Annotated in this window: 16 protein-coding genes; 14 read left to right on the plus strand and 2 right to left on the minus strand. The window is 44.9% G+C overall.

Annotation, left to right across the window (positions count from 1 at the left end; all coding sequences use genetic code 11):
* The first annotated feature begins 152 nt into the window (after positions 1 to 152).
* Positions 153 to 1,346 (plus strand): multidrug effflux MFS transporter, encoded by a 1,194-nt coding sequence (locus OCV44_RS19465; protein ID WP_139685565.1) that lies wholly within the window; start codon positions 153 to 155, stop codon positions 1,344 to 1,346.
* A gap of 145 nt (positions 1,347 to 1,491) precedes the next feature.
* Here OCV44_RS19465 and OCV44_RS19470 read toward each other — a convergent pair whose 3' ends face one another.
* Positions 1,492 to 2,277, minus strand: coding sequence for an ABC transporter ATP-binding protein (locus OCV44_RS19470; RefSeq protein ID WP_139685532.1), 786 nt, complete (start codon positions 2,275 to 2,277; stop codon positions 1,492 to 1,494).
* 76 nt (positions 2,278 to 2,353) lie between these two features.
* On the minus strand, positions 2,354 to 3,112 hold the full coding sequence (locus tag OCV44_RS19475) for a siderophore ferric iron reductase (protein ID WP_139685533.1): 759 nt from the start codon (positions 3,110 to 3,112) through the stop codon (positions 2,354 to 2,356).
* 263 nt (positions 3,113 to 3,375) lie between these two features.
* Here OCV44_RS19475 and OCV44_RS19480 point away from each other — a divergent pair, with 263 nt between their 5' ends.
* The 13 genes from OCV44_RS19480 (at position 3,376) to OCV44_RS19540 (ending at position 22,265) form a co-directional block, all read left to right on the plus strand.
* On the plus strand, positions 3,376 to 4,284 hold the full coding sequence (locus tag OCV44_RS19480) for an AraC family transcriptional regulator (RefSeq protein WP_139685534.1): 909 nt from the start codon (positions 3,376 to 3,378) through the stop codon (positions 4,282 to 4,284).
* A gap of 245 nt (positions 4,285 to 4,529) precedes the next feature.
* Positions 4,530 to 6,659 (plus strand): TonB-dependent siderophore receptor, encoded by a 2,130-nt coding sequence (locus tag OCV44_RS19485; RefSeq protein ID WP_139685535.1) that lies wholly within the window; start codon positions 4,530 to 4,532, stop codon positions 6,657 to 6,659.
* 90 nt (positions 6,660 to 6,749) lie between these two features.
* The gene (locus OCV44_RS19490) at positions 6,750 to 7,703 is read left to right on the plus strand and encodes an iron-siderophore ABC transporter substrate-binding protein (RefSeq protein WP_139685536.1); all 954 of its coding nucleotides are present in this window, start codon (positions 6,750 to 6,752) and stop codon (positions 7,701 to 7,703) included.
* Entirely contained in the window at positions 7,703 to 9,697 is a 1,995-nt protein-coding gene (fhuB, locus tag OCV44_RS19495) for a Fe(3+)-hydroxamate ABC transporter permease FhuB (protein WP_139685537.1), read from the plus strand. The genes OCV44_RS19490 and fhuB overlap by 1 nt, the downstream gene beginning before the upstream one ends.
* A gap of 253 nt (positions 9,698 to 9,950) precedes the next feature.
* Positions 9,951 to 10,763, plus strand: coding sequence for a crotonase/enoyl-CoA hydratase family protein (locus OCV44_RS19500; protein ID WP_139685538.1), 813 nt, complete (start codon positions 9,951 to 9,953; stop codon positions 10,761 to 10,763).
* 93 nt (positions 10,764 to 10,856) lie between these two features.
* Positions 10,857 to 12,047, plus strand: coding sequence for an OmpP1/FadL family transporter (locus OCV44_RS19505; RefSeq protein WP_139685539.1), 1,191 nt, complete (start codon positions 10,857 to 10,859; stop codon positions 12,045 to 12,047).
* Positions 12,047 to 12,736 (plus strand): hypothetical protein, encoded by a 690-nt coding sequence (locus tag OCV44_RS19510; protein WP_139685540.1) that lies wholly within the window; start codon positions 12,047 to 12,049, stop codon positions 12,734 to 12,736. The genes OCV44_RS19505 and OCV44_RS19510 overlap by 1 nt, the downstream gene beginning before the upstream one ends.
* Positions 12,737 to 13,133: 397 nt before the next feature.
* Positions 13,134 to 14,189 (plus strand): NADH:flavin oxidoreductase, encoded by a 1,056-nt coding sequence (locus tag OCV44_RS19515; RefSeq protein ID WP_246091794.1) that lies wholly within the window; start codon positions 13,134 to 13,136, stop codon positions 14,187 to 14,189.
* Positions 14,190 to 14,595: 406 nt separating this feature from the next.
* A complete protein-coding gene (locus tag OCV44_RS19520) occupies positions 14,596 to 15,243 on the plus strand; it encodes a CatB-related O-acetyltransferase (protein ID WP_139685542.1) in 648 nt (215 codons plus the stop codon).
* A gap of 157 nt (positions 15,244 to 15,400) precedes the next feature.
* Positions 15,401 to 15,865 (plus strand): hypothetical protein, encoded by a 465-nt coding sequence (locus tag OCV44_RS19525; protein WP_139685543.1) that lies wholly within the window; start codon positions 15,401 to 15,403, stop codon positions 15,863 to 15,865.
* A gap of 177 nt (positions 15,866 to 16,042) precedes the next feature.
* The gene (locus OCV44_RS19530; RefSeq protein WP_390903463.1) at positions 16,043 to 17,392 is read left to right on the plus strand and encodes a TolC family protein; all 1,350 of its coding nucleotides are present in this window, start codon (positions 16,043 to 16,045) and stop codon (positions 17,390 to 17,392) included.
* An 11-nt stretch (positions 17,393 to 17,403) separates the two neighbouring features.
* Positions 17,404 to 19,125, plus strand: a complete 1,722-nt coding sequence (locus OCV44_RS19535; RefSeq protein WP_139685544.1) for an efflux RND transporter periplasmic adaptor subunit — start codon at positions 17,404 to 17,406, stop codon at positions 19,123 to 19,125.
* Positions 19,122 to 22,265 (plus strand): efflux RND transporter permease subunit, encoded by a 3,144-nt coding sequence (locus OCV44_RS19540; protein ID WP_139685545.1) that lies wholly within the window; start codon positions 19,122 to 19,124, stop codon positions 22,263 to 22,265. Before OCV44_RS19535 ends, OCV44_RS19540 begins: the two co-directional genes overlap by 4 nt.
* Positions 22,266 to 22,365: the final 100 nt, after the last annotated feature.

Here is a 22,365-nt window from a genome sequence, read left to right on the forward strand (position 1 = left end):
TATACAAGCTCAAGTATGTTTACTGTGCCTTTCTCTATTTGATCCAGTCGGAGCATTATGAACAACTCGCCAGCAGCGTTTCCGCTATTTTCTCTGTTTTTATGTTGTGAGTTAGATACGCACGTTTTTCCTTCGAACGGACGTATTAAATGATGAGTCGTCGATTCGATTTTAAATCGATCTTACTTGCGTGTTTGGTCATCAGCATCGGCCAACTCAGTATGGGGTTGGTATTTCCATCATTACCTTGGATCGCGAAAGACTTTGATGTTTCGCTAGAGCAAGCTCAGCTCTTAGTGAGTGTCTATCTATTAGGTTTTGGGCCTTCCCAGTTCATTTATGGTCCTATTTCCGATGCTCTCGGGCGTAAGAAGGTACTGTTAAGTGGTTTGTTGATTGCCATGCTTGGGTTATTGATGATCATCTTCTTTAGCCATTCATTTACTAGCATGGTGATGGGGAGATTCCTGCAAGGCTTAGGGACTGGCTGTTGCGCTGTACTTGCTCGTGCTTCCACGCGGGATAGATTTAACGGCGCTGACTTGCCTTTGGCGATGTCTTATATTGCGATAGTTGCGTCTATTACCCCTTTGATCGCACCGGTTATCGGTGGGTTTATTAACTTCCACTTTGGCTGGAGCATGGTGTTTATCTCGCTACTTGGCTATGTCTCATTAGCTTGGGTGGTGTTGGCGTTCAAATTTAAGGAAACCGTCACTCAGGTTTCGGCTATCCCTTCGCCAAAGAAAATGGTTTCTCAATACAAAGAGTTACTCACTTCGCGTTATTTTATGAGTTTTGCGAGTATCGGTTGGCTTAACTTTAGCTTGATGATCACCACCGTATCAGTGATGCCATTTATCATGCAAAACCAGATTGGCATGACGTCTGATGAATACGCAATGTGGGCGGTGATTCCTGCGTTAGGTATGCTGGGCGGAACAAGTTTATGTAACCGTATTCGCCCTATGTTGGGTAACAAGAAAACTCTGTTATGTACCCCTGTATTGCATATCTCTGCGGCGTTGTGGCTTTTCTTTTGCCCACTTGAGCCTTTGTATCTCATGCTTGGCCAGTTCTTGATGATTCTTGGTAATGGTATTGCGTTGCCTTGTGCTCAGGCCTTGGTAATGTTGCCTTATAAGAAGAACGCTGGCGCGGCGGCAGCGATGTCTGGCGGAGGGCAGATGGTGGTGTCTTCAATGGTGAGTATGGGGCTAGTTCAATTAGGGCTAGGAGAAGCGTGGCATTTGTCGCTTGTCATCATGTTGTTCACACTGATTACCCTGTTTAATATTTTACGTGGTTTCAGTAGCCAAGAAGCGAGAGAGTCGCAGCTGAGTTAGTTATTTGGTTAATTATTTAGCTAGCTAGCGAGTGAAAAACGAAAAGGCCATTGAAGTTCTATGGTTTCAATGGCTTTCTTTATGCTTAGAGCTTAGAGCTTAGAGCTTAGAGTTTATCGCTTGGACTTAAACTGAAATGCCCGAACTATTCACAGACGACGGCAACCTTCTCACTCGCTGCAGTATTTGCTGGAGCTGGATGATCGATCAGTCGAATCGCAGACTCATACAAAGTCGATAGCGCTTGTTCATCAAGCAACTTATCCGCGCTGCCTTCAAAAGCAATCTGACCTTTTTTCAGGGCGACGATGTGTGTCGCGTAACGCAGTGCTAGATTCAAATCGTGCAAAATTACGATCACCCCAACGTTTTCCGTTTTGTTGAGTTCAGACAGTAAGCCCATTAGTTGAAACTGGTGATGCACATCGAGTGCCGATGTCGGTTCATCAAGGATCAGTACCGGGGACTGCTGAGCCAACAACATTGATACCCACGCACGTTGACGTTCTCCTCCAGATAAATCATCCGCCAAGGCTTGTGAGAATTCAGTGACACCGGTTCTTTCCATTGCTTGTTGGATAATCGATTTGTCTTCAGAGTTCCAACGACCTAATGCGCCTCTCCAAGGGAAACGTCCTAACCGAACCAGTTCTTCGACTGTTAAGCCTGCAGAAGCCGGGAGCTTCTGCGGTAGATAAGCAATTTTTTTCGCTAACTCTTTGCTTTTGAATGAAGAGAGGGAAGCGCCGTCTAGTTCCACGCTGCCGTGATCCGGCGACATCTGCCCTGAGAGTAAATTAACGAGTGTAGATTTACCCGAACCATTATGGCCAAGAATGACAGTCAGTTCATTAGTCGGAATCGCGAGGTCTTCGATTGAGAGAATGGTTCGGTTATCACGAACTATTTTGATGTTTGAAAGCTGAAACATGTCAGTCCTGTAATTAGGTCAGTAGCGAAGCTCAATGGAGAAGGCTTGTCATATTGGGCTTTAATCAATGGTGTGACTAAGCGACTTTTTTGTTGTCAGGATGCCTAGGGCAATCGTCGCAGTACTTTCTTGAATCACACTTATAAACCAAACAGCAGCTGATTCTGATCAGTTTTAACATCCCCGAATTAGAATCCACTTTAAGGCTGTCTAAATGATTTTCAGGTAACTGGCATGCTTCTAACCAAAGCTTTGCTTGCGCAGTAATGTAATCGTTGGTCAGGCTTGGTTCGTGTTGCTGAAGTTTTATCAAACTGCCTAACAATAGATCGGCCAATAAATGATTGGTAAACCCTGGGCGAATACGTGTCCATTCACTGATCTGGCTTCGATAAAACTCAGTCAGTGCAAGAATGGCTTCACCAGCATCTGGAATCAGCTCTTCTGGTGAACCATGTTGATGATCACCATTAAAGAAGCGGTAACCAGTAATGAACTCTTTGTATCTAAATTGACCGATATTCTTGATATCGGGCAATGAATGAAGCCCATAGATAGAAATGAAAGTCACATAGATAGGTTGCCAACACACGAGATCCCAGGTTCGCGTTAACCAATACGCTTTGCCTGCCTCTGGGTGACTTTGCGAAAGACCATCGTAAACCCGTTTGAGTTCTTTATGGCTATCCTCATTTGTTACAGCAATGCTCTTGCTATTCAGTGCACCAAAGCTTCCGCTTAAATAAGGGGTCACTTGTTTTGAGTAAGCGAAGATTTTTTGATGTAGAGACGGGGCTTTCCGACGGGTGATCATATTGTGCAGTTGGGGAAGCATCTTAAATCAATAAATGAGAATTAGTTGCGTTATCATAACGAACATAATCGAGGATAACCATACAAAATGGAGCATCTATTCGGTGCTTTTACCGTTTTTGATATTTATAAAGTGTGAGTAGGCTGTGTTTTTTTAAGTGATAAAAGCCACTTTAAGTGATAAAAGTATTGTTGAAACCAATATGTTTTAGATCGTGTTGAGCTTTATTCAACCCCGAAAGGTCAACACGCCTTAGCCGCCACCGAGAATATGAAAGCTTGAATATGAACACACCTGCATTTGACCGTATCAGCCGCGTTTTGGCTTATATCCATGCGAACCTTAGTTCTGCGTTATCTCTAGAAGATATTGCAAAGCAAAGCTGTTGGTCTCGCTGGCAACTGCAGAGAGTGTTTCAAGCCGAAACAGGGCTTACCGTGGCTAACTATGTGAGAGAGCTAAAGTTAAGCCAGGCTGCAGAAGAGCTGCTTGATGGAAAAGAACGCGTTATCGATATTGCGCTCGGTCTCGGGTTCAATTCAGAAATAAGCTTTAGCCGTTCGTTTAAGCAAATGTTTGGAGTAAGCCCAAGTCAGTATAGGAAGGCAGGCAAAAGAGTCGGGCTAAGAAAGCCGATACAAGTGTCTGAAACAGCGAGTAATTCAGAAAAGAAGGCGTTAAGCTTTGTGGAAGTGCGCATTGATGAAAGAGAGTCTTTCTTAGTGAAAGGTATGACATCAGAAATCAGTGGCTTATTTTCACTCACACAAGACTTCGCACAGAAAGTCCCTCAGCTATGGTCACGTTTAGAAGGTGAAGTTGAAATCCCTGACGCCAACATGCTCCAGTTCATTGGTGTTGTTGACCTAACTCAGTCTTGCTTTGACGGAACCAATATTCACTACTGGGCGGGGGTTGAACTCCATGAGGGCATTTCTATTCCACTGTTGCCTAGTATTATCTCGGATAAGTTAGAGGTGCTGACGATTCCGAAGCAAACCTATGCTGTAGTGAAGCACTGTGGCCCTATAGAGCATCTACCCCATACTCTAAGTTGGTTTGTGCTTAATTGGCTTCCAAATTCAGGTTATCGTGGCGTTGATGGTTATGAACTTGAGATGTACCCATTTGGCTATCAAGCTCATGCTTCTGATGCGGAAATGGAGTACTGGGTTCCTATTATTAAATCGTAGTCATATTTCAGCTCTCCGACTTTCTCCCCCCTTCTCAAAAGCCTTTTACTGCAAGGTCAAAGGCTACTCGGCCAAATGTGACTAGATCAATTGTGTGTTTAATCAGCAATTGACCTGGTTTTACTCAAAATAGGCCAAGTTCTTTTTGAACTTGCACCAAATTGTTAATTATCCCATCTCTAGATACATACAATGCAAATGAGATTTATTATTATTTACAATCAAGCATTGGTACCGAGGGAATCATGACCACTCACACTCGTTTTAAGTATTCATCATTGGCAGTCGCGTTGCTGACTGCGTTTTCAGCGCAAGCATTCGCGGAAGATACCGTTACTTCGGCAGATTCGAATTTAGAAACTATTACTGTTATGGGTAAAGCCTACCGTAATACAGCAACGAAAACCGTTTTAGCGCCAGGAGAAACGCCGCAAACACTTAACGTTATCGAAAGCGAACAGATGGAACAACGTGGTGTTAAGTCTGTAATGCAAGCTCTTCGTTATGCACCAGGTGTATCAACCGAGAATAAAGGTGGTGCAGTGGTTCTTAGTGATTGGGTTAAAATTCGCGGTTTTGACTCTACGAATAACTATTATGACGGAATGATGTTGCCAATCCTTCCCGGATGGAACGTACAACCTCAGATTGACCCTATTGCGATGGAGCGTTTGGAAATCTTTAAAGGTCCAACATCGGTTCTTTACGGATCAATGCCACCAGGAGGCATGGTTAATATCATTGCAAAAGCGCCTAAGTTCGAAGAGTCTACGAAAATTGGCTTAGCAACGGGTTTAGATAACTTAGTTGAAGCTTCAATTGATACAACCGGTGCTTTGAGTGACAACGTTGCTTATCGCTTGGTTGCTTTGGGTCGTAAGAAAGACACGCAAGTAGACGGTGTCGAGGAAGAGCGCTATGTGATTGCGCCATCAATCGATTGGTATGTGTCTGATAAAACCTTTGTTAACTTCAATCTTTATTATCAGAATGACCCTGCACTAGGTCAGAACGTGACACTACCACTAGCGGCGATTGAATCAGGAAAAATCTCACCGTCGACATTTGCTGGAGATGTTAATTACAACACTATCAAGCGTGATTTCTTGGTTACTGGCTATAAGTTTAACCATGATTTCAACTCAAATTGGGCATTTCTTCAGAATTTCCGTTATATGAAAACGGACTTTTATCAAGAAAGTACCGCCAGTGGCAATTTTGACGCTTCAACTGGCTCATTGGCTCGTTCGGCATATAGTACCGATGAAAGTTCTTCTGGCATTAGTGTTGATAACCAACTATCGGGCTTAGTGTCCACTGGCTCATTGGATCACTATTTACTTTTTGGTGTGGATTATCGAAACATAGAGGGTGATGTAGCCTACGACGCTTTCTCAGGTGTTGATAGCATCAACCTTTACAATCCAAATAACAATAAGCTGAATCCGAATGATTTTACAAAAACGTATTATCAAAATAACGACATTGAAGTGAGTCAGCTTGGATTCTATTTCCAAGATCAGATGTTGATTGATAATTGGGTGTTCATTGCTGGTGGTCGTTTTGACAAAGTCGAAACAACGACAAAAGTATCAGTATTGGGTGGTGCACCAAGCAAAACGGATACTGATGATACTAACTTCTCATACCGCTTAGGCGCTTTGTACAAATTTGATAACGGTTTATCGCCATTTGCTAATTTTGCTACCAGTTTTGAACCGAGTGTAAAGTTAGATACTAACGGTAATAACTTAGATCCTGAAACCGGTGAACAAGTCGAGTTTGGTCTTAAGTATGACTCATATGAGAATATGATTTCAGGTTCGATGGCTCTGTTCCAAGTGAATAAGAAAAATGTTGGAGTTCGTCCTGATGGAGCTTCACCATGGACTTCAGTTGGTGAGATTCGCTCACAAGGTATTGAGTTGGAAGGACGAGCACAAGTCACTGAAAACTTGGATGTGTTAGCGAACTACACATACACAGATATGGAAATTACTGAAGATAGAAATGCATCAAATATCGGACAAACACCAGTATTTGTGCCAGATCATACTGCAAATGTTTGGGCTAACTACTTTGTACGTAGTGGTGCAATGAGTGGTCTTAGAGTTGGTGGTGGCGTGCGTTATGTGGGAGAAACGGTTCTAAACGATACGTCAGACAAAAATAAAGGCCAAGTACCATCATATACTTTAGTTGATTTGTCTCTAGGTTATGACTTAGGCGAGGTTAACAGCTCGCTTAAGAACGCAACAGCGAATGTCGTTGCAAATAACATATTCAATGAAGAGTATTACACTTGTTGGAATGAGAGCTATTGCTGGTACGGTCAAGAGCAAACTGTAGAATTTAATGTTAATTACGAATTCTAACTAAGTTAGGGTTATCAATTTAAAGCAGCCTTTACTGGGCTGCTTTTGTCGTTTGAATAAATATAGAATCTAGATTGAGTAGGCAACAATATGAATTTACAACGAATAGCTTCCCATGTTTCTAAAGTAAAGTGCTTGAATACAAAGCTGGTGGTATCCGTATTAGCGAGCGCTTTATCGTTTAATGCGATGGCCGATTACCAAGTTGAAGACAGCGAGGGAGTTAAAACCCTTGAAGCTCAGCCCGTTAGAGTGGCTGCGTTAAACTGGGATATTGCTGAACAAGTGATTGAACTCGGTGTTACGCCAGTCGCGGTCCCTGATATTGCAGGTTATACCGATTGGGTTGTTCAACCTGCGATCCCAGAAGGCGTGGCGGACATTGGCACTCGAACTGAGCCCAATTTTTCTGCTTTGAAGAAGCTAAACCCTGATGTGATTCTCATCGCTTCACCGCAGAAAGATCTTCAGGAACGACTTTCTGAAATCGCGCCCGTGCTTTTCTACCAAACGTACAGCGAACAGCACAATAATGCAGCGGCTGCTATCGAGAATTTCAAGAAGATTGGCCAGTTACTTGGCAAAGAAGACCAAGCGAACCAAAAATTGGCCGCAATGGATGAACGTATCGCTGTTCTTAAGGCTGAACTAGACAAAGCGTATCCGAGCGACAAGCCAAAAGTCACCTCTTTCCGTTTTGCGAGTACTACATCGGTGTTCATTTATGGTGAGAATTCGATACCACAATACGCACTTGAACAGCTAGGCTTTGAAAATGCGATGGATCTTCCTGCGAGCCAGTGGGGCATCAGTCAAAAACGAATGACAGAGCTCAAGAACGTAAAGAAGGGCATTGCGCTTTACTTTGAACCTTTTCCATATCAAGACAAGTTAGACCGATCTCCGGTTTGGAAGAGCATGCCTTTTGTTCGCAATGGCCAATTTAGCCCAGTAGCGGCAAGTTGGAGTTACGGTGGGGCAATGTCGATTTTGTATAACGCAGAAGCTATGGCGCAATCGTTGTTGACGTTAGCGGAGCAGTAATGAAATCCAGTGGTTTTATGATGGGGGCAGCGCTGTTTTTCGCTGCCCTTGCTCATTTATGGTTAGGGCAGTCTGAATTTGGCCCTATTGGTGAGTTGTTCAAGCAAGTCTCACCGATCAGTGACAGCGCGACATTCTACTCAATGGTTGATGATTCATTCGAGTTGATGGCGTTAATCTATGTCAACTTACCTCGTTTAGTTATGGCAATTTTGGTCGGCGGAACAATCGGCACCATCGGTAGCCTGTTTCAACAACTAACACAAAATCGCATGATGTCGCCGCTAACCTTAGGTACATCGTCAGGAGCATGGCTTGGTCTGGTTATTCTGAATGTGGTTGCGCCGATGTTGGTTGCTCAGTATTCAGTTTGGTTCGCTCTGATCGGTGCACTGCTCGCGATGGGGCTGATTGTTTCGATTGTCGGAATCAAAAACATGAACGGCTTGCCAATTGTTTTGGCGGGCATGGCGGTCAACTTGTTGCTAGGGGCATTTGCGACAGCAATTATCCTGCTTAACGACCAGTACGCACAGAACTTGTTTGTATGGGGAGCGGGTGATCTAGGACAGAACGGTTGGGAACAAGTAATTTGGCTGATGCCTAAGCTACTTCCGATCTTTGCCATCTTCTTATTGGCGCCAAGAGTCCTGACTTTACTTTCGATTGGCACTGAAGGGGCAGCAGCACGCGGGCTCAATATTGGCGCAACATTCTTTGTATTGATGGCGGTTGGCGTTTGGTTGGTGTCAGTGTCGATTACCTCTGTGGGCGTGATCAGCTTTATTGGTTTGATAGCTCCGAACATTGCTAGGCATTTAGGTTTTCTAAAAGCCAAATCAGAACTCGTCGCAAGCTGCGTATTAGGTGCGTTACTGCTTTGTATCTCCGACAGCTTGGCTATCTTCTTGGCACAATGGTCTTTGGACATGATTCCAACAGGAACGGCGACCGCAGTGATTGGTGCTCCGGCTTTGATCATTATTGCTCGCAAGCAAATGTCTGCTCAAGATCAGCTGTTTTTCTCGATGCCAAAAGGCCCGAAGTTTATTTCACCTTTGACTTATTTTTTGTTGGGCGCAATGGTCTTCGGGTTGTTGGCATTAAGCACGCTCTCACAGCCTTCTTCTGATATGGGCTACTTTGTTATCCCAGACGCATTTGAATGGTCGATTCGTTGGCCGAGAATGCTAACCGCGATATTTGCTGGTGGAGGCTTGGCGGTGGCAGGTGCGATCTTACAAAGGTTGGTCTACAACCCGCTCGCAAGCCCAGACATTCTTGGTGTGTCGGCGGGTGCAGTTCTGGCGTTGATTTTCAGTAGCCTGTTTATGGGATATTCGATTCACTCCTTGAGCCCGTGGGTTGCGTTTTTGGGCAGTGCGATTGCGCTGTGTTTATTGTTACTTCTTGGCAAGAAGCACCAGTTTGCGCCGTCTATTTTAATTCTGACTGGTATCTCGCTCACCGCAATGCTAGAAGCTTTGGTGCAATTCTCTTTAACGCGAGTGGGTGAGGGGAAATACACTTTATTGGCTTGGTTGGCAGGCTCTACCTATCGTGTTGAACCTGAGTCGGCAATGTTTATGATCATGGTGATAGCGGCTTCTATCGGGGCTGCTTTGCTATTGAGTCGTTGGGTGACCTTAATTGCGACTGGCCGACAGTTCGCGAGTGCCAGAGGGTTGAATATCAATCTCGCCTACGTGGCATTGTTATGTATTGTTGCGATCTTATGTTCGGTCGTGACAACCACCATGGGGCCTGTCGCGTTCGTCGGCTTGTTAGCTCCGCATATCGCAGCAATGGTGGGGGCTCGTTTGGTTCGAGAGCAGATCATTTTGTCGTTTTTAATTGGTGCTGCTCTCATGCTATTTGCAGACTGGTTAGGTCAAGTACTGGTGTTCCCAGCTCAACTCGCAGCGGGCACCTTAGTTTCCATTATTGGTGGCAGCTATTTCATCTTCTTGTTATTGAAATCTCGAAGAACATAGGTTCTACCAAAACTGAGAACCCTTGATTATCAAAGCTATTGGTATTCAAAACTACTGGCAATCAAAGCTATTGGCAAAAAAACTACGATTGAAAAGCAGTGAATGGAGCGATCCATCACTGCTTTTTTATTGATGTTGTATATGTAAGGGAGAGGCGTTAAGCAACACAGGTCTCGCTTCTTAATGTGCAAGTTTGGCATATGTTAATAAAATGTATAACCTAAAGGTCTGACCACTTATTTGAGTAGCCCACATGACTGATCTCCCTCGTATCACTTGTTCCATCGATGAAAACCAAATTGCGACCGTGGCATTAAATCGTCCAGATAAGTTAAATGCTATTGATATGGCGATGTTTGAAGGCGTCAATAACATGATCAGAGAGCTCAAAAAAAATAATGAGATTCGCGCTGTGATAGTGAAAGGTAATGGTGCGGATTTTTGTTCAGGACTCGATGTTAAATCGTTATTGAACAGTAAAGTTGGGGCGATGAAGCTTTTGTTCAAATGGCTACCGACGTTGCCAAACGCAGCCCAGTATTTTTCTATTGGTTGGCGAGAAATCCCTTGCCCTGTCATTTTTGCGATTCACGGGCGTTGTTGGGGAGGGGGGCTTCAATTAGCCAGTGGTGGCGACTTTAGGATTGCTAGCCCTGATGCGAATTTCTCGATATTGGAAGCGAAATGGGGGTTGATTCCTGACATGGGAGGCGCAATCGCATTTCGCGAACTGATGCGTAAAGATCACACATTAGAAATGGCGATGACCGCTAAAGTAATCGATTGCGAAACAGCAAAAGACTATGGCTTAGTGACTAAAATCGCCGAAGAACCTTACTCTGAAGCCTATGCCTTGGCACTTGAATGCGTCAATCGTTCGCCAGATGCTGTTGCCGCCAATAAAAAGCTCTACAACAAAACTTGGTGGTCTAGCCCTGGTTTTGCCTTATTTTATGAGACTTGGTATCAAATTAAAGTTGGCGTAAGGAAGAACAGATCAATTGCTGCTCAACGTGAAATTCATCAAGACAAACCGCGTCCATACGTCGCTAGAAAGTTCAAATAGCGTTTGTAAAGTAATAACGGGTATTCCCATTGTTTATAGGGCTTTGCGGTAACCTTAAGGCAATTTATTGTCTAAAGCTAAATGAGCCATCTGATGAACAAAACTTTTACTTACTCGCTAGCTGCCACCGCAATTTTTACAAGTTTAAATGCTTTCGCAAGTGGTCTATTTTTACAAGAAGCTGTTATTGCTAATGCTGGTACAACTGGCGCAGGTGACGGTGTTTACTCTCGTTCAGCTGCTGCGATGTGGACCAACCCAGCAACCATGTCTCACATGGGCGAAAGCAAAACGACCATCAATACCATGGCGTTTGACCTTGAGATGAAATATCAAGACAACCAAGACTCTAGCGGTGATGGTAAAGGACACTCGGTTCTTCCTTCATTTGGTGCCTTCCACGCGCATCAAGTAACAGACCAACTGCACCTTGGTATAGCACTTGGTGCTGTTGGTGGCTCAAGCCTAGATTACGGTAGTGATTGGGCAGGTGCTGCCCTTCTAGAAGAAATTACTCTGACCGCAATGCAGGTTAACCCATCACTGAGTTATAAGCTGAATGACCAATGGTCTGTTGGTGCCGGTATTCAATTGAGTTGGGCTGCATTACAACAGTCATCTTCTCTTTTTATAGCCAAGCAAGACACTGATTGGGCTTATGGTTATAACCTAGGTGTAATGTATACACCAACAGAGAAATTAAAACTGGGTGCGAGTTACCGCTCGAAACTAGAGCACGAATTTAACAATGATGTGAATGTCTTAACTGGCGGTAAACGTTCATTGAATACTGGTATTGATGTACCTGAACTCGTTGATGTCAGTGCAAGCTATGAATTGAATTCTCAATTAGATTTATTGGCAAGCATCCAGTTTCATCGTTGGAGCCAATGGGACAATACTGTTTTGGATCTAGGTACCAACGAAAATGGGGACTTCCCAATTAGTCGAACTCTACAACGTGATTGGGATGACGTATGGAAGTTTGCAATTGGTGCTGACTATCAATTGAACTCAGACTGGCGCTTAAAAGCTGGCTTCTCTTACGAAACTTCGCCACAAGACGACCCGTCAATGCAATGGGTTGACCTTCCTGTAGGCGAACAATATCGCTACTCGGTAGGTGCTTCAACGTATTGGGATGATATCTTGATCGATGTGTTCTACGAATACGCGGACTTAGGTTCGGTTGATATGGATCGCGATGGACCGAAAGGGCGTAACTTGCTCAATGGCTCTTTCGATGGACGTATCCACTTCGTTGGCGTTAGTGCGACCTTCTAATGACATTACGTAATCTATTACTTGTTGCTGCGGCAATGCTCGGGTCGATGGGGGCTTTTGCTGAAGAGAAGCACCCGGATGATCCGACTAAGATCGTAACCAAAGCAGGCGTTGCTTATAACGAAGAGCTTAAGTTTTCGGGCTCTATTGGGCTGGATGAAGCGCGAATGATCAACGCTCGTGTTAACGCTGATGGAGAAGAGTGGCGATTAGGCGGTTCATGGCTATTACCATTGGGTATCGTCAATTTCAACTTTAGCCGTTCAGAATACGACAACGATGCTTATAAGAATAACTACAGTATTGGTACGTTTATACCACTGAGTTATTTCGATATTGAACCGTTCGGTTGGCAAATCTTCCCAATGGCTGGTTACAGCTACAACGATGGTGAAGTAGCCGTATTCGATGATGAGAATGTGGGTTCGGATTATGTATTGATGCCGAGCTCGACACATGGTGGCTATATCGGAGCGTTTGGCTTGAAAACGATAACCGATGAATGGTCTATCATGGGCTTTGGTGGTGGTTCAATGGGTTCTGACGATTACTCTGGCTATTGGACTGGCGTTGGTGCGAGTTATAAATTGAGTGATGCTCAATCACTCAATTTCTTCACAATTTTTGCTGAGGATGATTTTGGAGAGAACAACAGTGTTGGTGCATCTTACACCTATGAGTTTAAATAGCTGTTAGCAGGCAGCAATTCGCAGGTGGACACCTCTCGTAAGAACCATTGACTTAGTCCAGATTAAAATTGAACAAAGTCGCTTATTAAAACTGAGCGACTTTTTTTATTCTATTTCCCAATTTTTTTTATCTCTTTTTGCGGCTTTCTATCTCTTTGTCATGTGAGAGTACTGGTCTCTTAATCTAGATTAAGTTTTCCTCGTCTTATTCTCTGTACTATCCGCATAAATCAACGCCCATTCAGTAATGGACAAAAGAGAGTCACTTTGTGAAAAAGAAGTGGTTCTCTTTTGTCTTTTAAAATGGGCAAACATAATAAAGATTTAATGAGGATAAGACTTGAGCACTTTGTTTACAGAAACCCGCATCGGCACTATGACATTGAAGAACCGCTTTATGCGAAGCGCGACGTGGGAAAATATGGCAACAGAAGATGGCCATATGACAGATAAACTTTACGCTATCTATGAAGAGTTGGCTCAAGGTGAGGTCGGCCTGATCGTGACGGGTTACGCCAATATCGTTGAAGAAGAGAAGCCGAATGCTGGCATGATGGGTATGTATAACGACTCGTTTATCGAGGAATACAAAAAGCTAACTCAACTGGTTCACGACAACGACTCTAAAATCGTGATGCAATTGGCTTATGGCGGTACGAAAACCACGTATGACCTTGGCGAGCGAGTGATCTTTGCACCAAGTGAGGTTCCTGAAAAAGGAACTCAAACACTAGGCAAAGCGATGACCAAAGGCGAGATCGACTACATTGTTGATGCATTTGCTCAAGCGTCACTAAGAGCAAAACAATCGGGTTTTGATGGTGTGGAAATTCATGCCGCTCACACTTACCTGATTAATCAGTTCTTAAGCCCTTACTACAACCAGCGTGAAGATGAATACGGCGGTAGCTTAGAAAATCGCATGAGATTCTTGCTTGAGATCTACACGGCAACTCGCGAACTAGTTGGTGACGGTTTCCCTATCTTGATTAAGTTGACTGCTTCTGAATTTTTCGAGGGTGGCGTGACCTTTGATGAAACGCGCTTAGTGTGTAAAAAGCTCGAAGAAATTGGCGTTGATGGCATTGTGGTTTCTGGCAATATTCATGGAAAAGCAGACACCATGATTGGCGAATCTTACGATGGATTCACCATTCAAGCTGAAGGTTATTTTCACGAATATGGTCACGCAATTAGCCAAGATGTAGACATCCCAGTTATTACGGTAGGTGGCTTAACCGACTTTGATGCCATTGAAGCTATTGCGAACAACACGGGCATTGAGTACTTCGCGCTTTCACGTCCACTGCTTTCTGAACCGCATTTAGTGAAGCGTTGGAAAGAAGGCGACCGAAGCCCAGTAGAGTGTGAGAGATGTTCTAAGTGTCGTACTAAGCGCGGTAACTTCTGTGTGGTGAATAAAGATAGAAAAGTACAGCTTGCTCGCATGTAGTCGCTGAACCTAGATCAAAGCGTGAGCCTAAGCATGAGTCTAAACGTGAGCCTGTGTAATATTGCAGGCTCATATTTTTCTGGTTCTCCATGAACCGATATTTGTAACCTTATTAATCACATATCTCTGTCAAATTAGTGCGATTAAACAGATACAATTCACTTGTAAATCTTCCAATCGAGTTATCGTTACTATACTGAGCACCACGTGAAATTACTTCCTCTTTTAAAGCAACCTCGAATCCACTGACGCCTTTTTCGTTTTAGCGACATTGCTATGATTTAAGCGTGATACTGACTATTCAACCTTGTATTTATGGGCTGTTCGTCTGCGTACCTTAGATCAACATTGTCGATTTTTTGATATGTAAACCGAAATAAAACGAATAATTTAATCAGAGGTAGAAATGCAAAATAAGCATTGGTCTAAATTCGAACTGTTACATGAGGTAGTCACCAACCCTAACATTCATATCAAAGGCCAACACAGTTATTACAGCGATTGCTGGGATAATGGCTTTGAACAATCGGTAGTGCGCTATTTACATGGCGACGAAGTAAGCCGCCAGTGGGAGCCTCGATGGGAAATTGATGAACTCTATATCGGTGATTATGTCTGCATTGGTGCCGAGGTCGTGATTTTGATGGGCGGCAACCATACACACAGAGTCGACTGGTTTTCGCTGTATCCATTTATGGATGTCATCGAGGACGCCTACATTGGCAAAGGTGACACTCATATTGAAGATGGTGTTTGGCTTGGTATGCGAGCCATGATAATGCCCGGCGTGACGATTGGCGAAGGCGCTGTGGTTGCTGCAAATAGTGTTGTCACCAAAGACGTAGAACCTTACAGCATTGTCGGTGGTTCTCCTGCGAAAATTGTTAAGTACCGTTTCGACAAGTCCGTTATCGAAGAACTGATTTCGATGAAAATATACGACTGGCCTGAAGAGAAGTTTGAGTCATTAAGAAAGCACTTGTGTGATTCTGACCTACCGGCACTCGAAAATGCGCTAGTTGAGTATGATGCGCAAAATCCGGTAAACAATTAGTAGCATTTAGAATTAGGATCACTCAGTTGCTTGTTGAGTGTTCCTTTTGCCTATCTATGCAGCAGCTACTATCAGTTTCAGCAAATATTTGTCCTTCATCGTTGACCTTACCCTTAGGGGAACCTTTATAGTTGCCGTATAAATTTAAAGGTTAGCTATGACAAACACACTCCGAACAACTTGGATTACTGTTTTCAGCATCATCGCGATGTTGATGTCGAGCTATGCCTCAAGCTCTTCAGCCATGATGACTGAAGTAATGATGATGGAAATGGAGTCGAGCAAGTCGGCTTGTTATCACAGCGATACTTCGGTTAATGATTCAATGGCAGGGTGTCATGTGATGAGTGAAGACGTACACACTGAACACTCCAATATGAGTGGCCATGCTTTGATGGCTCAATGCGATATGTCTTCAATGAACGAAGACGGCGGCCACATGATGGGTAACCATTGTGCGAATGCCGATTGCTGCGCCTCAATGTGTTCTGCAACTTCCTATCCGATTCAGGCTGTTCAAGCGGCCAATCCATATGTCTCTTCTTTGGCTCGTTTTCAGCCGGCCACTATTGGCCAGAAAGTCGCACGCGCTCAATCTTTGCTACGCCCACCCACCGCATAAATCTATATCTAAAAACATAGCGATATCAGATTCATAAATCTGATGCGCCAATCTTTTATATGCGTTATTTAACGCTAGATATGGACATTCATTGTGAATATAAAACCAACAATCTCTGTGTTTGAAATAAACGCGAGTGTCGTGGTCGCAGCTGCCTTTGTTTCGAGTGCTGCTTTTATTTCAGCCAGTGCTTTGGCTGCTGCACCTGCTTCAACACAAGCGGAGCAACAGAGCTCAACACAGCAACTCAATACATTGATTGAGATAGCATTGAGCCAAGACGGCAATCGCAAGCAGTACTTTGCTCAGTCGCAAGCGATGCGTGAAACCGGTATTGCGAGCGCTACCTTAATGGATCCGAAATTGAAAGTCGGATTTGGTGGACTGCCAGTCGATAGCTTCCAGTTTGATAAAGACCCAATGACCAATATTTCGGTCGGTCTAATGCAGCAATTTGAGCGTGGCAATACACTCGATCTTCAGCAGAAAAAAGCCGGTCAGCAAGCGGATGGGTTAGCTCTTCAAGTGCAGGCTCGTGAACTGACCGTCGCAAATAGCATGACGCAGCTTTGGCTTGAATTGGGTTACCAACAAGTTGCAGAAAGCATCATAAATGAGAACCGACGCTTGTTGGTTGAGCTAGAAAACTATGTGCAGACCAATTACTCGATTGGTAAAAGTGAAGCACAAGATCTGCTTAATGCTCAGCTTCAAGTCAGTAAGCTTGATGAGAAACTGCAAGCCAATCAGCAAGTTCAACGCCGTCTAATCTCTCAGCTGTCTGAGTGGCTCGGTTCTGATTGGTTAGGCTCTCAGGTTCTTGATTCTCAGGGCGTACTTAATGCAAACAATCAAATTGATTGGACAAGCTTGGAGAGCAAGCTGGCGACTAATCTCGATTCAACCAAGCACTATCAACTGTTGATGGATCATCCGCTCGTTAAGATCACAGATGCGACTATCTCATCTAATCAAACTCAAGTAGAGCTAGCTGAGCAAGCGTATACACCTCAGTTTGGTGTGGAAGTGATGTATGCCCACCGACAAGCGAACAACATGACGGGCGAACCGGCTTCTGATCTTGTCAGCGCTTATCTAACAGTCGACATCCCGCTGTTTACAGGGAACCGACAAGATAAAAACTTATCGGCTGCTCAGTATCAAGTTGGTGCGGCCAAATCTCAAAAAGACACTTTACTTTCCCAAATGAACGCGCAAGTGAATGCGTTATTGGTGGATAAGGCGAACCTCACCCAACGTTTAGATCGTTACCAAAAAACCTTGTTACCTCAAACTGCCGCTCGTATTAGTGCGGTGGAAAGAGGTTATCAAAACAACACTGCGCAATTTAATGACGTTATTGCAGCAACGGCGGATGAACTCGCCCTGAAGTTAGAACAACAGCGTTTGATTACCGATCTCAATATCGTGAACAGCAAGCTAGCGTCACTGGTCAGTGGCTTTAACTACCAAGTTAAGCAACCACAACTCAATTCAAGCGCAACTAAACACACAGCCAATCAATAAGGGAATAGATAATGAATACAGTAAAAGTAGCGACTATCGCTTTATTGGTCGGTGGTGCATTGGGTTTTGGTGTGAACCATTTTCTAATTAATTCAGCACACGATATGTCAGCAATGGCAACTAGCACAGAAACCAGTGACGAACCTTTGTATTGGGTTGCGCCAATGGACCCAAACTATCAGCGTGATAAACCGGGTCAGTCACCTATGGGGATGGATTTAATCCCTGTTTACGCGGATGACTCAAGTGGTGCTAAAGATGAGCCCGGTACCGTGTTCATTGATTCGTCGGTAGAAAATAATCTGGGTGTCAAAACAGCGAAAGTTAAGTTCGAAGCGCTGTCTCCTCGAATTGAAACCGTGGGTTATGTGGCGTTCGATGAAAGTACATTGTGGCAAACCAACGTAAGAGCAGCAGGTTGGGTTGAGAAGCTTTACATCAATGCTGTCGGCGAGAAGGTGAACAAGGGCGATGTACTGTTCACACTCTATTCTCCAGAGTTGGTTAAAGCACAAGAAGAGTTGATCAGTGCTTCTAAAACGGGTCGTAAAGGTTTGATCAAGGGCTCGACTGAACGCTTGATTACCTTGGGTGTTGATAAGACGCAAATCCGCGCGATTACGCGCAAAGGAAAAGCTTCGCAAACCATTGAAATCAAAGCGCCAGCCGATGGTGTTATAGCAAGTTTGAATATCCGAGAAGGTGGTTACCTTTCACCTGCGCAAGCGGTAATTAGTGCTGGCCCTCTAGGCGAAGTTTGGGTTGATGCCGAAGTGTTTGAACGCCAAGCACACTGGATCTCATCGGGCAGTAATGCAGAGATGACACTGGATGCGATTCCCGGTAAGGAGTGGCGGGGCAACGTCGATTATGTATACCCAATCCTTGACTCGAAAACTCGAACTTTACGCGTTCGTTTGAAGTTCTCGAATCCTAATGGCGAGCTAAAACCGAACATGTTCGCCAATATTGCACTGAAACCGATCAGTGATGAAGCCGTTCTTACTATCCCAAGATCGTCGGTGATTCACTCCGGTGGCATGACTCGAGTGGTGATGTCAGAAGGTTCCGGCAAATATCGCTCTGCTCGTATTGAAGTTGGTCGTGAAGCTGGCGAAAAAATAGAGGTGTTGCAAGGGCTTGAACAAGGTGAACATATCGTGACTTCTGCGCACTTCATGTTGGATTCTGAATCGAGCCAATCGGCTGATCTTTCACGCATTAATGGTGTTGAAAAAGAAGCCGAAACGGTTTGGGCAAAAGGTGAAATTGCAGATGTGATGCAAGTCAGCCGTATGGCGACCATCAATCACCAACCTGTTCCTGAATGGGATTGGCCGGGCATGGTGATGAATTTCACCTTCGCTGAAGGCTTAGATATGGCTGACGTGAAGCGTGGGCAAGTGGTTGATTTTGAAATGATGAAAACAGAATCAGGCCAGTACAAAGTCGTTGACTATAAGGTGAGCGATCATCAAATGGCGGGCGAAGTGTGGGTAAAGGGAGACATCACCACGCTGATGGCAGACTTCGGAATGGTCACGGTAAATCACAAGCCAGTGCCTGACTGGGATTGGAAGGCGGGTGAAATGAACTTCCAAGTAAGTGATGACCTTGATTTATCCGAGTTTACCGAGGGTCAAAGCATTCGGTTTCTAGTAGCGAAGCAAGGTTCTGATTATGTGCTCAAATCTCTCGAACCGACGAATAGCACGGGTGAGGGCACATTATGATAAATGCAATCATTCGTTGGTCCATCAGTAACCGATTCTTGGTTCTGGTTGCCACGGTCGTAATCGTATTTGGTGGCTTATACAGTGTTAAAAATACACCTGTCGATGCCATTCCTGATTTGTCAGACGTTCAGGTGATCATCAAAACCAGTTATCCGGGTCAAGCCCCACAAGTGGTCGAGGATCAGGTGACCTATCCATTGACCACCGCCATGTTAGCGGTGCCGGGTGCTGAAACGGTTCGTGGCTACTCGTTCTTTGGCGATTCGTATGTCTATATCATCTTTAATGACGATACCGATATGTATTGGGCGCGTTCTCGCGTGTTGGAATACTTAAGCCAAGTGGCGCCTAACTTGCCATCAAGTGCTAAGCCAACATTAGGGCCAGATGCAACTGGTGTGGGCTGGGTATACAGTTATGTACTGCAAGATAAAACTGGTCAGCACGACTTAGCGGAACTCCGTAGCCTGCAAGATTGGTTCTTGAAGTATGAGCTGCAAACCGTTGAGGGCGTATCTGAAGTGGCGACTGTTGGCGGCATGGTGAAGCAGTACCAAGTACAGATTGATCCTACCAAGTTACGTGCTTACGACCTAACGCTTCAGCAAGTCAACAAGGCCATTCAGGATGGTAATCAAGAAACCGGTGCGTCTGTTGTCGAGATTGCCGAAGCCGAACATATGGTTCGCACTACGGGTTACCTGACAAGCATTGAAGATATTCAATCACTACCGCTAAAAGTGACAGACAAAGGTACTCCTTTGCTATTGGGCGACATTGCAGATATTAACCTTGGACCACAAATGCGTCGTGGTATCTCTGAGCTGAATGGTGAGGGTGAAGCCGTTGGCGGTGTAATCGTGATGCGCTTTGGTGAAAATGCCAGTGAAGTGATCGACTCGGTTAAATCCAAACTCGCTGAACTGCAAGCGGGCTTACCTGATGGTGTCGAGATTGTCGCGACTTATGACCGTTCGACCTTGATTGATTCAGCCGTTGAAAACCTATGGAAGAAGCTGGCTGAAGAGTTCATCGTGGTTGCGATAGTGTGTGCGCTGTTCTTGTTCCATATTCGTTCATCATTGGTTATCGCGCTTAGCTTGCCTGTCGGTATTTTAGGTGCGTTCATTGTGATGCATTGGCAGGGCATTAATGCCAATATCATGTCCCTAGGTGGTATCGCGATTGCGATTGGTGCCATGGTCGATGGTGCGATCGTAATGATAGAGAACGTTCACAAGCACATTGAACGGACTCCGCTCACTGACAAAAACCGTTGGCAAGTGATTGGCAAAGCAGCAGAAGAGGTGGGAGCGCCGCTGTTCTTCTCACTGATTATCATTACCTTAAGTTTTGTGCCTGTTTTCGCGTTAGAAGGCCAAGAAGGCAAGATGTTCTCGCCACTCGCGTTTACAAAAACGTATGCAATGGCGGCGGCTGCAGGTTTGGCTATCACACTGGTTCCTGTGTTAATGGGTTACTTCATTCGTGGCAATGTGTTACCTGAACACAAGAACCCAGTGAACCGCAGCTTAGTCGCGATGTATAAGCCATTGCTTAATCTAAGCCTAAAGTATCCAAAGGTGATGATTGTTATTGCATTGGGTTTGATGGCTTCTGCGTATTACCCAACCAGCAAGCTTGGAAGTGAGTTCATTCCTCCTTTGGATGAAGGTGATTTGATGTACATGCCGACCACTTATCCGGGGATCTCGATAGGTAAGGCACGTGAATTGCTGCAGCAAACCAACAAGTTAATCAAAACCATCCCAGAAGTTGAAACCACATGGGGCAAAATTGGACGAGCAGAGACCGCAACCGATCCTGCACCATTGACCATGATTGAAACGGTTATTCAGCTGAAACCTCGCGATGAATGGCGTGACGGTGTCACTACGGAGTCGTTACGCAAAGAGTTCGATGATCTGATTCAGTTTCCCGGTTTAACGAACGCGTGGGTTATGCCCATCAAGACTCGTATCGACATGCTAGCTACCGGTATTAAAACACCAATCGGAATCAAGATAGCAGGGTCAGATCTGAGTGTTATTGAGGATATCGGATCTCAACTTGAACCTATCTTGAATGGTGTGAGTGGCACGGCTTCTGTGTATGCAGAGCGTGTGGCTGGTGGACGTTATGTCACGATAGACATCAAGCGACGCTCTGCTGCTCGTTATGGATTAAGCATCAAAGAAGTGCAGCAGGTTATTTCGACTGCAGTTGGCGGTATGAATGTCGGCGAAACGGTAGAAGGGCTGGAGCGTTACCCAATTAACGTGCGCTACCCGCAAGATTACCGTGACTCTGTGGTGAAGTTGCAGAACTTGCCACTCGTTACGCCAAACGGTGCTCGTATCGCGCTGTCTGACGTCGCTGATATTCGTTACGAAGATGGCCCACCAATGATTAAAACGGAGAACGCGCGTCCTAATGGCTGGGTATTTGTCGATATCGAAGGGCGTGACCTTGGTTCTTATGTGGCAGAGGCGCAAAAAGTCGTCACCGATCAAATCGTCTTGCCTGCTGGTTATTCACTGGCATGGTCTGGTCAATACGAATACATGGAGCGTGCGAAAGAGCGTTTGAGTGTCGTAGTGCCAATCACCATCGCCATCATCATGTTGTTGCTCTACCTAAGCTTCCGCCGTGTCGGTGAGGTGATGATGATCATGCTGACATTGCCACTCGCGATGGTTGGCGGCCTATGGCTGATGCATGTCCTCAATTACAACTTCTCCATTGCGGTGGGTGTGGGCTTCATCGCGCTTGCCGGGGTTGCTGTTGAGATAGGTGTGATCATGTTGGTCTACCTAAACCAAGCTTGGCACTACAAAAAGTTGGATGCAGAAGAGAACCAGCAAGCACTTCAGAGTGAAGACTTAACGGATGCGATCCGTGAAGGGGCAGGACTGCGTGTGCGCCCTGTGATGATGACGGTACTTACGGTGATTATCGGCCTCATTCCAATCATGTATGGCGAGGGTACGGGCTCAGAAGTGATGCAACGAATTGCCGCGCCGATGATTGGCGGAATGGCGTCTGCGTTATTGCTCACGTTATTGGTGCTCCCAGCAATATTTAAGCTTTGGAAGCAGCGTGAGATTACCCGCAGCCAAAACGAGACAAACAAATAACGTATTGATTATTAGCCCTTACTTACCAAAACAGAGTGGGTAAGGGCGTACCACATGAACATGTGAAACTAACAAATAAATAGCTGAATTAAACTAAGGA

Origin of the sequence: Vibrio tasmaniensis (assembly GCF_024347635.1) — a bacterium.
Lineage (GTDB): Bacteria > Pseudomonadota > Gammaproteobacteria > Enterobacterales > Vibrionaceae > Vibrio > Vibrio tasmaniensis.